This is a genomic window from Polynucleobacter sp. SHI8, assembly GCF_027944005.1.
GTDB lineage: Bacteria > Pseudomonadota > Gammaproteobacteria > Burkholderiales > Burkholderiaceae > Polynucleobacter.
Genome location: NZ_AP027204.1, coordinates 2,425,426 through 2,440,305 on the forward strand (window position 1 = coordinate 2,425,426; position 14,880 = coordinate 2,440,305).

At 40.4% G+C, this 14,880-nt stretch carries 13 protein-coding genes; 5 read left to right on the forward strand and 8 right to left on the reverse strand.

Features of this window, described 5'->3' with window-relative positions; translation table 11 throughout:
• Entirely contained in the window at nucleotides 1-1,287 is a 1,287-nt protein-coding gene (locus QMN06_RS12185; RefSeq protein ID WP_281970394.1) for a hypothetical protein, read from the reverse strand.
• A gap of 589 nt (nucleotides 1,288-1,876) precedes the next feature.
• Between QMN06_RS12185 and QMN06_RS12190 the strand changes: the two genes are divergently transcribed.
• A complete protein-coding gene (locus tag QMN06_RS12190; protein ID WP_281970395.1) occupies nucleotides 1,877-2,464 on the forward strand; it encodes an antirestriction protein ArdA in 588 nt (195 codons plus the stop codon).
• Between the two features lie 188 nt (nucleotides 2,465-2,652).
• Nucleotides 2,653-3,612 (forward strand): replication initiation protein, encoded by a 960-nt coding sequence (locus tag QMN06_RS12195; protein ID WP_281970396.1) that lies wholly within the window; start codon nucleotides 2,653-2,655, stop codon nucleotides 3,610-3,612.
• A gap of 275 nt (nucleotides 3,613-3,887) precedes the next feature.
• On the opposite strand, the gene QMN06_RS12200 is transcribed toward QMN06_RS12195, so the two are convergent.
• A complete protein-coding gene (locus tag QMN06_RS12200; protein WP_281970397.1) occupies nucleotides 3,888-4,178 on the reverse strand; it encodes a hypothetical protein in 291 nt (96 codons plus the stop codon).
• Between the two features lie 32 nt (nucleotides 4,179-4,210).
• On the reverse strand, nucleotides 4,211-5,461 hold the full coding sequence (locus QMN06_RS12205) for an MT-A70 family methyltransferase (protein WP_281970398.1): 1,251 nt from the start codon (nucleotides 5,459-5,461) through the stop codon (nucleotides 4,211-4,213).
• A gap of 147 nt (nucleotides 5,462-5,608) precedes the next feature.
• On the opposite strand from QMN06_RS12205, the gene QMN06_RS12210 reads away from it, so the two are divergent.
• The gene (locus QMN06_RS12210) at nucleotides 5,609-6,481 is read left to right on the forward strand and encodes a hypothetical protein (protein ID WP_281970399.1); all 873 of its coding nucleotides are present in this window, start codon (nucleotides 5,609-5,611) and stop codon (nucleotides 6,479-6,481) included.
• Here QMN06_RS12210 and QMN06_RS12215 read toward each other — a convergent pair.
• From QMN06_RS12215 to QMN06_RS12225, 3 genes are all read right to left on the reverse strand, one after another.
• Complete coding sequence (locus tag QMN06_RS12215; RefSeq protein WP_281970400.1) at nucleotides 6,435-7,613, reverse strand: hypothetical protein; 1,179 nt, start codon at nucleotides 7,611-7,613, stop codon at nucleotides 6,435-6,437. The two genes, QMN06_RS12210 and QMN06_RS12215, sit on opposite strands and share 47 nt — an antisense overlap.
• 83 nt (nucleotides 7,614-7,696) lie before the next feature.
• Nucleotides 7,697-9,310, reverse strand: a complete 1,614-nt coding sequence (locus QMN06_RS12220; RefSeq protein ID WP_281970401.1) for a site-specific integrase — start codon at nucleotides 9,308-9,310, stop codon at nucleotides 7,697-7,699.
• A gap of 360 nt (nucleotides 9,311-9,670) precedes the next feature.
• Entirely contained in the window at nucleotides 9,671-10,684 is a 1,014-nt protein-coding gene (locus QMN06_RS12225; RefSeq protein WP_281970402.1) for an HD domain-containing phosphohydrolase, read from the reverse strand.
• 289 nt (nucleotides 10,685-10,973) lie between these two features.
• Between QMN06_RS12225 and QMN06_RS12230 the strand changes: the two genes are divergently transcribed.
• On the forward strand, nucleotides 10,974-11,672 hold the full coding sequence (locus QMN06_RS12230) for a GGDEF domain-containing protein (RefSeq protein WP_281970403.1): 699 nt from the start codon (nucleotides 10,974-10,976) through the stop codon (nucleotides 11,670-11,672).
• Between the two features lie 2 nt (nucleotides 11,673-11,674).
• Here QMN06_RS12230 and QMN06_RS12235 read toward each other — a convergent pair whose 3' ends face one another.
• Nucleotides 11,675-12,619 (reverse strand): hypothetical protein, encoded by a 945-nt coding sequence (locus QMN06_RS12235; protein ID WP_281970404.1) that lies wholly within the window; start codon nucleotides 12,617-12,619, stop codon nucleotides 11,675-11,677.
• Nucleotides 12,616-13,947 (reverse strand): glycosyltransferase, encoded by a 1,332-nt coding sequence (locus QMN06_RS12240; protein WP_281970405.1) that lies wholly within the window; start codon nucleotides 13,945-13,947, stop codon nucleotides 12,616-12,618. The genes QMN06_RS12235 and QMN06_RS12240 overlap by 4 nt, the downstream gene beginning before the upstream one ends.
• Nucleotides 13,948-14,431: 484 nt before the next feature.
• On the opposite strand from QMN06_RS12240, the gene QMN06_RS12245 reads away from it, so the two are divergent.
• Nucleotides 14,432-14,782 carry a DUF3147 family protein gene (locus QMN06_RS12245; RefSeq protein WP_281970406.1) on the forward strand — a complete coding sequence of 117 codons (351 nt, stop codon included), beginning with the start codon at nucleotides 14,432-14,434 and terminating at the stop codon, nucleotides 14,780-14,782.
• The last annotated feature ends 98 nt before the right edge of the window (nucleotides 14,783-14,880 follow it).

A 14,880-nucleotide genomic window follows, 5' to 3' on the forward strand; every position in this document is an offset into this window, starting at 1 on the left:
CTATTTTACTTTCTTTAAAATTATTAGCGATTGAGATAACTTGGACTTGTCTTTTGAAAGTCTCGTTCGTAAATGTACTGTTTCAAGGTGAGCTAGACCAAGATCAATTCCGATATTTGCGAGAATGTCATGTGTAGGTACATGAACGCCGCCATAGCGGCTATCGCCAATATCGATGCATATCGCACTGCCAATATTGCAGTTTTTTGCTAATCCCAAAATAACTTGTGTCATATCCTCAAAATAACCAGCTACCATTCGAGGAATCCTTGAATCGTATGCATTTTCTTGCAACTCTCCGACTAAATTTTTTACCGATTCATTTATATTTATACGACCTTGGCTTTTTCCAACATCATTTATTCCAGATGTAATTGCTTGATCTCTAAAAGACCTTAGCGTGCTTTCTCCAACCAAAAACTTAGCATACCAAAGTTCCAATTTTGTATTTCTAAAATAGTTGGTTCCGTTCAAATAAGGTGGACTGGTAATGACACCATCGGCATGGAAATTCTTACCGGTAATTAGACTTTTTGCATTCGGTGAAAGTAAGCTACTTTTGCCAATTAAATCTGGAGAATTGAAACAATCATTTGAGATTACGAGAAGGTGCTTTGCAACTTCATCGAGTAAATTTGGAACACCTTTTGCTAATTCTTTTTCCGTCTTGTATCTGACATCTCCTGCGCGCTTTAAAAGAGAGCAGGAGATTATCTTTGACATTACGGATACCGTTAAACATTCACCTAATATTGGCGATGTTTCCAATAAGTTGTCATTCAACGTTCTTAATTTCAACAAATCACTAAAAGTATTTTCGTCAAAAAAAACACTCTCACCAAAATTATCCTTGTAACTTTTTTCTAAAACACTATTTTTCTTTGAAGATTTAATCTGTGTTGATAAATTCTGACTTAGCTCATTCAAGTCATTTGCTAATTTTTCTTTGTCATATTTTTTCAAATTTCCAAATTTCATTTTGGCTGAAATAATGAGGCGCATTGCTGGATTTACCTCACAATATCCGCATTCAATATTCATGCCAGAAAGAACGACTGGTGCAGTTCCCGTTCCAGCGAATGGTTCAATTATTCGCTTTGCATTTGGCATAAATTCAGAAAGAATGTGTTTCACAAATTCTGATGAAAATCCCTCCAGATAAGGATACCAATCGTGAAATGGTTCCCCTTTCCCACCACGGTGTGTTGTATGAATTGGGGCAATGATCTTTTCACCTGAATTATCATCAATTAGTGATAATTGATTTCCGAGTAGTGCTTTTTTCAAGTGATTACCTTTCTTTTCGAGACTCAAATTTGTTGCTATTTATTAGAATTGGAATGGGTTTCAAAATCAATGACGTCGTCAGACTTGTCTGAATAAGATTTTTTTGAATAATATTCAGATATTAGAATTTCAATCATATTCGCCATACTTCGTCGTTCATTTTTTGCAATGACTCGAAGTGCAAATTTGACTTGTCTAGAAACTCGTAAATTTAATGTTTCGGTTTTATTTTCAATCTGAGTCATTTTTGGTATAACTTAAAGTTAGCATAACAAACATTGTGCGTTACATTGTAACGCACAATTGTATTTTGAAGTGTCGATTGCCTTCAATCTTTCCAGATAATTATTTAGTACGGCTCTGCAATTGCCCGTCAATTTATCTGCACCACCTTTTCCCCATCTCGCTAAAAACGCCAAGATTTGCATGTCTGCGAATCAATACAAGCATTCCCCTTCGGGATTTTCTGCAATCGGTTCTATCTTCGTTGCGACTGCGATTTTGACAAATTGCTTGCATTGCTTCTTGTGCAGCCATGCCATTCGTAGCTTAGGCGAAACGACTCAAAAATGATGCAGATAAACGAGTTGTGAAGTCTGCAAAAACAGAGCAAGTCAAAATCAACTTCAGGCTCAACCAGCCTAAAAACGATACGAAAGCAGAGAACATCATGAGCACATTTTTCGCACAGCCTTATAGCTTGGACGCAGTTGGTTTTTACTTTGATACTTTGGATGCATACACCGAGAAATCAGAAAATATGCTGGACACCTTCGGCAATCCTATAGAAGAGTTTGAAATTCAATTCATAGATGGTGAGGACTGCGAGTTATTTTCGGCTTGTAGGATTAACCAGGCCAATTTAAACCTATGGTTTGAAACTATTGCCGATTTAGCCGAGCATGAAAAAACAGCTTTGTATTACTTGTGCAGTGTTTCAAGCTATAACTTGGAAACTGCTTTGGATAAGTTGGAAGAAGTGAATTTGTCCGAAGGTAATTTGAAAGACGTAGCTGAAATTCTCTTTGACGAATTTTACCTAAACGATGTACCCGAATCAGTGCGTGCTTATATTGATTATGAAAAATATGCGCGGGATTGTGAAATAGGTGGTGACTTATACGAGTTTGATTTTAACGGCACAACCTGGACATGCACAAACGCATCAGGCGTATAAAAAAAGCCTACTGCACCAGCGGTAGGCAATATATTTACCACCTAAAAAATGAGTCGAAAATCGTACAAAAAATCGGCTTAAAAATCGCGGTAAATTGATCAGAAATATATTTCTGATTATGTAGAAAATAGACTTGACTTGTCCCTCCGAATTTTGTTTGTTGGTAGTAACAACAACAAAAAGAACGGATGAGCCAACAACTAGAAGATTTTTATTCTCACCTAAATGAAGCAGTCATGACCACCAATGATTTTTCGGAAGGTATCAAATTTCGTAAGCGCGAAAAGGTCGATCAGTTTTCCTATTGCGGACTGAATCAAATGTATAAGCATTACCTTAGCTTCGACTTGGATATTCCTGGTTCAGCATATCGTTTTGATGATTTGAATTTGCCGACACCAACCATTATTACAATTAATCCGACGAATGCTCATTGCCATTATCTGTACCACTTAAAAACGCCCGTTGCATACCATAACAATAGCCGTACAGGTCCTCAGGATTATTTTGAAGCTATTCAAAAAGAAATGGAAAATCGCCTTCGAGCCGATACCGCCTACAATCATACGATTACCAAGAATCCATTAAACGACCGCTGGCGTGTGCAAACATTTCCGACTAGCTATGACCTATCCGATTTTTTAGAATATATTGACCTTCCTAAAAGGGGAACAGTTCGCAAACTACCTGATAATTTAATGATCAAAGGTCGTAATGATGAGTTGTTCCATACCTTGCGTTTATGGGCATATATTGCGGTGCATAACTTTGCCGATGGTGATCGCTGGGATATGGAGGTATTTGCTGAAGCAATGGAAATCAACAGTTTATTTGATAAGCCGTTGCCGATGTCTGAAATTAAAAGCACTGCAAAATCGGTTTCCCGTGGGGTTTGGCGATACCGTCATCAGTTAGGCAACCATACGCCCAAAGTGCTCAAATTTACCGATGAAACAGCCACACAACGCATGAGTTTGGGAGCTGAATACACCAATGCTATTCGTGTAAAAAAAACGCTAGAAACCTTACAAAAAGCAAAAAATGAATTGCAGATGATGGGGAACTCTAAGATCAGTATTTCAAGGTTGGTAGAACATACAGGAATGAATATCAAGACTGTTCGCAAGTACTTTCCACAACTGTATTAATAAAAAATTTTTGTTGACCGTTACGCCCTACCATCAGGTAATTAGCCCAGATAGCTTGACCCGCCAGAGCGCATCGAACCATAGGAAAGATCCGCAATCAGCAAATATAGAGAAATAGCCCGTGGGCTACCAAGAAATGTAATGCGGTACATGAATAAGACGGAATAGAAAGATAATAAACAAGAGAAATAAAATGGAAAATGGCCAACCCAACGATTGACCATTTTATTTTTGAACCACATTTCATTTAATCAGATGCCACTCTTTTTGAAAAATCACTCGCAATTGATTTCATCAATTAAGTCGTCGATGGCATAAGGTACTCCACCGGAGGAGCCGAAAAATTCTTCCATTTCTTCCTCACTGAAACCAAATGCTGAGATTAGCAATTGCTCTGAAATAAATTGGTTAATATTGTTGGTAAACAATTCCATCAAATCTGAAAAGTTCATCGTATCATCAAACGAATCATAGGCATTTGAAAATGCATTGTCTGCAATTTTGGCTAAAAATTTCGTGGTAATACTTGGAATAATTTGTGCTTCAATAAATTCTGCTGAGTTCATTTTTTTTCTCCTAAGTTATTTTGAATAATTGTTTATGCTGCTTGTTTTTCTGAAAAATAGACATCGTCATTTTCAGCATTAATCATTTGCATTACTGGGCTTAAAATTTGATCGTCAGTGATGCATTCATTGCCGAAGCCATTCCAGTTTTTTCGTGGAATTCCGCGACAAAATAATTCAATTTTGTTTGATAATTCAGGGTACATACTCTCAATCATCTCGTAGCAATAATCAGGTTTACGACTGTGCTCACGACGACGGAATGTAAATACTGATCCTGGTCGTGCGGTTGGAGGTACTTCTGGCAATTTACCGCGAGTCGCAATTAATAAAATTTCATGCTGCACTCGCACATAACAGCCTTGCCCAGCGGACATTTTGTCCCAAATGGATTGGGTCTTATAGGTAAATCCCCATGCATCAATCACTGCCAATGCTTCACGAATTAGGGATGCAGAGCACCACAAAAACAAAACGGCATCTTCGGCTGCAATGTCATTGACAGGCATCGCACAAATATCTTCCAAAGTCATCGTTGGATATCCAACTGCGACCTCACCCATGTAATCCCATGGTGGATCAGCCAAAATCACGTTATATGGTCCTGCACGTGGATCAAGTGGTTTATTGTTAGCCCGCTTTGCTTCGATTTCTTCCAAAATCTGAGAACGACGAGCTTCAGTTTTTGCTTTGCGAAGTGCTTTTGCTTTTTCCAAAATTTCCTTCTCTGAAAGTTCAAGCACTTTGTTTTGAGCGTGTTCAGGCAATGTCGCAATGACGGCAGCATTACTGACATTCAATTGACCATCATCAACAGCTTTAATTAATTCGGCTGAGCCAAGATTCAATACCGATTTAGCCCGTTGCAATGAATCAACGGATACCTTCAAATCCAATGCAGCCTGTTTTTGAGATACTGTACCTGGTGTGTATTGATTGCCACCGATGTATGAATTTGCCATACGAGCTGCAATCATTGCTCGTTGTCCTTCTTCAAGATGGCGACGGTGAAAGTTAAGACTGTTAAGAAGCCGCTCAATTGGTTCATTTGTTTCAGGTAGCTCACATAAAATTGGCGTGATCCCTAACTCTCGGCATGCACGATAGCGAGCGCGACCATCTAACAAGTAGCCGTTTTGTACGATAATTGGCACTTGCTGACCATTGATGCGGATATCTTCTTTTAATTTCAAAAAAGCATCCGTGGTCATTTCTGGGAATAAATATGCTGCTTCATGGATTTTCATGGCAGGTTGAATTACTGTGGTTTTGATTGTGTTCATAAATTCTCCGTAAGTTAGGTTTAATTTTTATCTCGTCAGCGCTGATTCGATAGTGTGATTAAAACATTTACGGAAATTTTTAATAATTGGCTGGATTTTTGCATTTTCCAGCCACCCCTTGACATTTTTAATGTGTGAGACCAAGGAATGGCAGATAAAAAAAGTGATAAAAAAAGCACTAAAGATAGTAAGTTGACCGTTTTTAATTCGATGCGAGCCGCTGCTTGGGTAAATGATCTCAAGCGTAGAACTGAGGTTGAGAGTGATAAGGCGTTACTAAAAGCCATTCCAACCATCCAAGATTTGGAAGTTCGGTTTGGACGATACTTATCAGGTATCCATCTTCCCTCTGGAATGATTAGAAATGCTATTCATGCCTATGCGCCTGTAAAGAAATCACGCTTCGTCTTTGAATTCGGTCCTGAAGATCAAGGGGAGTTCGTATCGCTTTGGATGCTTTTTCAGGATCGCTATGACGAATTTTGGACGATCATTGAAGATGTCATTCCCCGATTGCCAACAGATCGGGAAGAAGGGCATTATGGACGGATTGATCGCATTGCAGCCATTTTCTGTGCAACTGATACTTGGGCGGATATTCGCGTTAAACGAGCCTATTCGTTTGAAATGAATAATCCAGTTCAAGTCTATATGAATGAATTTCAGGTGATGCCTGAATTGCGATTTTTGGCAGCAGTGATCGCTATTTGGCGATTGAGCATGTTAGTGCGGGAAGGGGAGGAAGCGACTGAATATTTGTTACATTGCTTATTGACTGGTCCTTATGTGCAGGTTTTAGAAAAACATGGAATTTATGAACATGTTTGCTTTCTGGTTCACGCGTTCGCGGTAAGACATTACTTGATGCAGGGGCAGACGAGCCTTGCAGCGAAAATTTTTTCTGACATATATCAACCGACACAAAAACGCATGGAAATTCAAAAAAGTGAAAAAAGTAGCGATCTACCAGACTCTACAAAGGCTGTTTTTTCGTTTTGGAATTCTTCGGTGCTAAAGTAGTTTTCAATTTTTTTTGAAGTTCATATTTTTCAATGAGATTTTTGAATATGCTTTGACCATGCCCGTGTTTTTCTTCAACGGCATTTGCAATTTGTCGTGCAGTCATTTGATGATTATTTGGCTTGTCAACACTGATGCCCAAATCAAGTACGCAAGTGAGTAGACACCCATAGCTGACTGTGCATTGCTCATAAGGACGGATCTGGTAAATTTCGCCTTTGGTATCTGCTAACAGATGAGAACTATTGCCGTGAAATAATTCCTGTCTTTGATCGTCGTAGATATGGCATAGTTGATTTAAATTGACACCGTATTCTTCGGTCAGCTCAAAGGCATAAATCAACGCATTTTCTTTCAATGAGCAGAAGTCATTTTCTACTAACTGCTGCCAAAACCATTGTGTGATATTGAAGCCCTTGCGAATTAGTTCATGCTCTAGTTCATCTGCGATATCTTTGGCTAATTCTTCACTATGCAAAAGTGCCGACCTGAAAAATTGCAACAGCACTTCTGGTATGGCAACGTCTTTCCACTTCTCATAAATTTCTCTTGCTTTAATAATAGAGTCAGCAATTGCAATGCTGAAATTGCCATGTGCAATGAGTGACTCATTGATTGTTGAAATAGTCTCTTTTGTCATGTCGGATGGGTGAAATGACAAGGTAGGAATTTCGACCAATGAATACTGTGAAGGCTCACATTCCTCCTTTACAGACTTGAAAAATCCAACCAATTGATCGTCTACCTTCATGACAGGAATTTGCATTTTCCATATTTCGGCAATGTCACCAAATTGAACATCAGAATTTTGATTCGCAGTGACGGATGCAGAAAACATAGGCACGATATGGGAAATAATCCATTCGTATAAAGTACCCAGATGATATTTTATGGAAGCAGGGTGAGAGCCTTGAATTCGCCACTGTTCAATCGTTGCCACTGGTTCCCCTAACCAATCTGCCAATGCTGTTTCGTTCGTTAGTCGTGCCGATAGTGAAGTCGATGACTTTGGAGAAGATTTCCGTATCACTACTGGGGACAGCATCTCGAAAGTTGCACCTAGGTGCGCCATACTGAGCTGGGTATCTGGCGATAATTGCTTGAGCTTGAGTAAAAATTCTAGTGGCGTCATAGTAAATTTAAGTGTGCTTACCGCTTTGGCGGTAAGCTGTAATGTAAAGGTATTAGTGTTCTTTTGCCGATGGATAGATCATTTTAAGGAACCATATTTTTTACTAGCCATTCATTCCACCAGCCTTTTCGATATCTCAAAGTATCAAAATGAATGAATGGAAAATCTAAAGCCGTGAATGCATCCCTTGCTTGGACATCCGCAGTCGCTTTACTGCGGTAGTGTTTCGCTTTAATGCCGACTGGTGCATGACCTGTCCACTGGTCAGCACGAACAGCATCAAGATCACTTGTGCCTAATGCGTCAGCCACCGTGTCACGGAAACTATGCAGAACCTTAGTGCGTGGAATATGTACGCCGATTTTTTGGAGATAGTTATTCACGTCCCTAGATAAATTGCGTTCTCGTTTTTCTCTGGAATCCATGGGCAGATTTGGGAAAAGCCGCGTAGCACCCAATAATCGCAAGTCAGCGAGATAATCATCAAGACCAATTTCCCATAATATTGGATGCAGCGGTATGGTTCTTTTTGACTGTGCATTTTTGAGTCGCTTAGTTTCTATCTTGTGCGCAATTGAGTCAGGCTTCTTTCTGGGGCGATGTTTAATTGAAATACTGCGAATACCATTTTCAATAATGATGTCATCTAGATCAAGGCAAGCAATTTCGTTTGCACGAGCACCCGTAAATAAGAGCAGTAAAGGACCCCAAAACTGATGTGGTCGTTTTGCCTTCATAAAGTTCGCACTATCAAAAATCTTAATCAGTTCTTCTTGCTGAAACGCTTCTGCACCGCCATCAATTTCGCCATCAGAGTGGCGGACTGAATCTTCAAATGGATTTGGTTCAAAACAACGTCCAGCTTTAATCGCCCATGAAAAAAATCCAGATACATTGGTTAAGTGGTCGTTGCATGTTCTAGCTGAAATAGTGTCAGGAGCAGTATCGTTGCCATTCGCATCGAGCATGGTTGGTGGATTGAGCAAAATTTCAGATGCCGTGCCGATTTTAATATTTCGTTTTTTGGCATGCAGTGGAATATGCGAAAGTGCCTCATTGAAGTCCATGCATTCCCGCCGAGTGAGTTCATGTACCATGCGATGATTGCCACCCATTAGAATTCCAAATAATTCCAGGCTTTCTGTGTAGGATTTTTTCGTAGCGGCAGCAATGCCTTTTTTGGAAAGCAAATAGGAATCAAAGGCATCTTTCAATGTGCTTGGCTTTGTTGGAAGGGAGGGCGCAAATTGAGTAATTTCGGCTTTTAATTTCTTAGCTTCTATTTTGAGTGCTTCAGTTGGTAGCGGAGCTGGTTGTTCACCACGACTGGCATGCAAGAAGAGGGCGAAGTTTTTTAGTTCTTCTTGGGCGACCTGAGGATTATCGCTCGTCTGAATACGAGCAGCAGAAATACTGCCATCTTTCCCGATAGTGAGTCCTTCCACTATCAGTTTTTTAATGCTTTCCGGGTCAAGGCTATCTGGATCAATCGTCATAAGTCGCGCCAATCTGGTAATCAATGGTAGCATTGTGCCAGAAAGTTGGTAGCCCGTAAGCTTTGCGGTTTTGGGGCAACGGGTAAGCAGGGAGCGATTAAGTTCTGGCTTACCTAGAATGGTAGCGAGAATTTTTGGAAAAACGATTCGGAAATAAAAAACGCCGTGTCGAGAACGGCGTAGGTGTGAAGCTAATTTCATTGGTATCACCTCAATGTGAGGTGGAACACCTGTTTGGAGCACCTGATATTTTGAAGCTTATAAACTTCAATCAGATCAACAACTTAAAATCTTGGTGGCCCGGGGCGGAATCGAACCACCGACACAAGGATTTTCAAATATCCTCCGATAGACCGCTTTCGCTTTGATTTCAAGGGCTTGAGTCACCAGCCCCGACTTGTCTAAAAATTGTGCGTCCTTGTGCCGGTCAAATTTGGCAATGAAATCAGAATCTTGCGAGGGGCTATTTTTCCGTGTGTACAGATTGTGTCGCCATACCCTACCAGTCAATCACCATAGTGTCTATGAATGTCGTTTAAAACGACATTTCAACTGGCGTCCTTAAATTAGCGGTGGGAATGTATACCCATCAACTTTAAATACTTTTAAGCAAGCGTTAACGACATCAGTATCAAATAGCTTGTCACTACCCATAGCGATTTCTTCTAATGCGGCATCTATACCTTTACCTTTTCTGTAAGGGCGATCAGATGACATTGCCTCTACTGTGTCTGCCACACCCAGAATACGAGCCTCCTCACAGACAATATCGCCTTTAATTGCGTTGGGGTAGCCACTGCCATCCAAACGCTCATGATGCTGAAGAACTGCTTGAGCAATATTCCAAGGAAAGTGAATATGTTTGAGCATGTCATAGCCAGCTTGAACATGATTCCTAAGCATGGCGACCTCAAAGTTGCTTAGGGCGATGGGCTTTGTGAGAATTTCTGCGGGAATAGTAATTTTGCCAATATCGTGAACTAAGGCGGCCATACGAATACCTTCAATGGTATGTATGGGCAAATTCATTTCCGTGGCAATTGCCACAGCCAAATTTGCCACGCGCTTTTGATGTCCGCCCGTATATGGATCGCGAGCAACAATGACATTGGCTAAAGTGTCAACCATTTCGTTCATAGAAATGTTGACTGAGTGCTGATACTCGAGCAACTCCTTTTCTAGCTTTTTTCTATCTGAGATGTCGCGAATATTACATTGAATAACGCGGTCGCCATTGACGCCATAGGCATTGCTGATAAACTTTACATTAATAATCTCTTCATCTTTTCGTTTTAATGGGAGATCTTCATAGCGTATGTAGCCCTTGTCTTTGAGCACGGTAAAGGCTGTTAAAGCCGCGGCTTTATCTACCATCGCGCCAATTTCCCACAACTCTTTACCGATGAGCTCATCTCTTGTAAAGCCCAGTAGGTTAGTAATGAATGGATTAGCGTCTTGAATGACTCCCGTTTGAAAATCAAGTATCAAGATACCATCTTGAGCGGTCTCAAATAATCGCCTATAGCGTAGCTCTGATTGTTTGGCTAACTGTTCTTTGTTTAAATCGTTTGTCATCAATATATTTGGTGAAATCAATAAATCCACCATCCTCTTGATTTCAGTGTATACCCATTAATTCTGATGGTTATAGACTTTTAGTCTATTTAAGAGCTTAATTGAATCAATCTATCTTTTAGATGCGAGGAATATTTTGTACATAGCAATTAGCCTTTACAGCTTGTCTTTACTTTGCCAGGTTCTCGCATCATTAATTAGTCTTTCGTTATTTCGATATTCAGCAAAAGTATATCGTTTTCCTTGGCTTTTACTCGCTATAGGCTTGGCAATGATGATTGGGCGAAGAATGAATCCCATTCTTCATATATTCGAAACCGATCATTATGATTTAATAGACGCCCTCTTATCTCTACTAATTTCTGGTTTTTTATTACTTGGAGTGCTTGGTCTTAGAAAATTACTCCTCAAGTCTGACGATAAACAACTGACACTTGAAACTCTTGCTCAATTTGACCCCCTCACCAACAGCTTAAGTCGCACTGAAATTCTTTATCGAGCCTCTGAAGAAATTGATCGATCACGCAGAAATAAACATTCCTTTGCGCTTTTAGAAATGGACATTGACCATTTTAAAAATGTAAACGATCAGCTTGGTCATCATGTTGGCGATGAAGTCTTAATTAATTTTGTAAGACACTCCCAAGAAGCCCTTCGCTCTATCGATTCAGTTGGACGAATTGGTGGAGAAGAATTTCTAATTCTTTTGCCAGAAACAGAAGCCGAGGGAGCCGCTCAAATTGCCGAGCGTTTGCGTAAACATATTGCTAACGCAATAAATGATACGAGCGCCCCAATACCAGTAAAAATCACCATTAGTATTGGGGTGACGATTTTTGAGCCAAATGAAAACCCTAGAATTGCGCGTGGAATAGTGCTCAATGAACTCATGAATAAGGCTGACTTAGCAATGTATCAAGCTAAAAATGAAGGGCGAAATCGTATTGCCTTTTGGAGCGCCTCTACCCCCCCCCTTAAGAGGGCATGATATTAAAAAGGAATGATTAATTCTTCCATCACATAGCGATAAAAGTAATTGGGCCCTAAAAACCCAGCAGACTTGCCATAACCAGCACGAGTCGTAAAGTAATAGTCATTTGATGCTACCGGACTGGTTGCCGCGAACTCATAAAGTTGTGTAGTGGTACTTGGATCTTGATTGACTGTTTGCCGCCCAACACCTGCTGTGCCACTGAGCATCCACCCCGCCATTCTTTTTCTTGCCCCAAACGCAATCATCGTTTCGTTATAGGTTGATGGGTTGAAATAGTTATTAGCAACATTGGTATTGGTATCCCTAAATTGGCGATAACGCAGTTGCGCCGTTAGCCCGTAGTCTGGCACTAGGTCGTAAATGAGCTTTGCCCTCACTATTGGCCTTGTATTAGTGTCAGAAAAATACATATTGGCACCCATCAATATCGCAGTTAAACGCTCAAGAACCTGTTGCTCAAGAACCACTCCTCCAAGCGTGTAATAGATTCCATTGTTTAAGGAGTTTTGCGTCTCCACTCTATCTCGATTAACAATCACTTCAGCTTTTGTAGAGTCTGTTACGCGAAATCCATAGTTACTATCAGTGGTAACTAATTGATGCCCATTCTCAGTGTTGTAACCAATATTGAGGTTATAGCCTAGAGCTGTTCGCGGATTAATTGCCTTTGTCATTAGTGTATATTGCTCACCTGTTGAGCTCCAGCCGCCTTGCGTAAAGTAATTGTGCTGATAGGTAATGCCTGTATATTTTTCACCATGCTCGTACAAAGGTAGGTAGCCTGCCTTGTATTTGTATGTAGAAAACCCTTCGCTATCGGAGCTGAAATACACATTCGGCACTGAAATAGCCTGCTTTGTTTGCTCTGTCTCTTCTTCGGCATTCGCATGAGAAGTAAACAGTATGGAGATCATTAGAAAAATCTGAACTATTCTTTTCATTTCGTTCCCCAAGATTTACGAAGATTAAACAGCTCAGAAAAATATCCATAAACACAAGCGGGCTGAAGCACTAAGCCATAGGCAAAAACATAGGATAAGAAGCCCAACATATTTGCCCGGACCGTTAAATGCTTAGCATTAAACATCGCCTTGCCCTTTAAATACATTTGCCAATTGAGTAAAAAAGCCATCGGCAATAGTGATAGCGTCATGGGGCTTGCTATCCAATAGATGCCAAAACAAGCCAGGATTAGTCCAGGGATAAATCCAAAAGTAAAAGCAATATCCATTAGTGGAAACAATGCATTCCACCAAATGTATAGTGTTGAATATCTTGGCTTAACAAGAATCGTGGGGTTGTCCTTAAAAGCTTCTATCAATCCCCGTGACCAACGCCTTCTTTGGTGTATGAATTTACTTAAAGTATTGGGGCAATCCGTAAAAGCCAAAGCATCCTCAGCATGTCCCACTCTATAGCCTGCTGACAAAATTCTCCAAGTCAGTACGATATCTTCACCGACCATCTCTGGCCAACCGCCCAATTCCAAAACTGTTTTACGGTCATACAAAGAGAATGCGCCTTGGGCAACTAAAGTACCTTGAAATAAAGACTGAATTCGCTTGATAGTCGCAATACCTAAAAAGTAATCCCACTCCTGCGCCTTGGTAACCCAGTTTTCTCTTGAGTTGCGAATGAGAATTTCTCCAGCAACTGCTTTGGTATTGATTGGATCGGAGAGGTATCGACCAACTAAGTGACGGACGCCATCTTTCAATATATAGCTATCAGCATCGATTGAAATAATAATATCCGTCGTACATTTTGCCAAACCATGATTGAGAGCGGACGCTTTGCCACCGTTACGCCCTAAGTCAATGAGCTCTAAATTGGGATGAGCAAACTGTAATGCTTTAACAGAATCGACAGTCTTATCACTAGAGCCATCATTAATCACAATGATGCGAATATCTGCTGGGTAATCCTGTAGAAAAATTCCTGACAGAGTTGAAGCTATTGATGCCCCCTCGTTATAGGCGGCGATTAATATAGTGACCGGAGGGTAATGCTGATCAAGTATCACTTTTGGGCGGCGATCTAGTAGAAGAGCCATGGCCACAAAAGCATTCATATAGCCTGGAACAATAGCTACAAATGTAATGACGAAATAAGCGAGGAATGTTCCTATTTCATTGCTCAGGTCTGAATACCAGGGATGGGAATACCAAAAAGAAAATCCCATCCAACTTAAGGAAAATAGTAGTGAAACGATAAATTTTCCTTTTACTGAAAAATACAAAGGATTCCACCAAAATTTATAATTGTTCATAATACTCCCCAATGGGATTGTTTTGTCGTTTTAAACGACATTGACTGACACAGGGATGTTTAATTGACATGTCCTTTAAAAGGACATTTGATGAACCAGACACCCAGCCGAGAAACAGAGTAGTGGAATCCTGAATGACGGATTAAATCTATTGGATTTGACTAAACACGCTATGCACAAGGTCTAAGCACCATTGAGCACTCGAAATAAAAATAGCCCAACAAGTGGGCTATTGTGTACTACCCGAGACATAGTTTACGTTTTATACCGGACACATACTTTACAGTTTTTGGCATAGGAGGGACCACTCTATGCCGTGGAATGAAAGTACTGGATATATGTAACCATGTAATCGGTACCGGATGTAAACCATGTGTCCGGTACGGACCTTTGAATCTTGGTGGCCCGGGGCGGAATCGACCAGGGCCTAGGATGCTTGATCCTGCTTTAGACTATCCAATAACCGCTTCTTCATAAGGCTCAAATGACTTGGATCATTACCAAATATCTCCTAACCGCAGGAATGGTTGTATTCATCTCAGAGGTTGCCAAGCGTAGCGATAGACTGGGTGGCTTTATTGCGGCATTGCCCATAATGACTCTTTTAACTCTTGTGTGGCTGTATGTAGAAAACCAGCCCGAAGAGAAAATTGCTAATCACGCCTATTACACCTTCTGGTATGTGATTCCAACATTGCCGATGCTCTTGCTTTTCTCTTACTTACTGCCAAGGCTGGGGTTCTGGATAACTATGGGAGCTTGCGTAGTGGCAACTGTTATCTGCTTTGGCTTGTTTGCCTTGGTAATGAAGGGCTTTGGGGTTCAACTATTGTGATGAGCGTCGCTTACGACTTCTTTATATACATATATACGTACAAACGTATATATTTCATCCAACAATAGGTTTAGCCATTACTTTAAATAGCCATATAT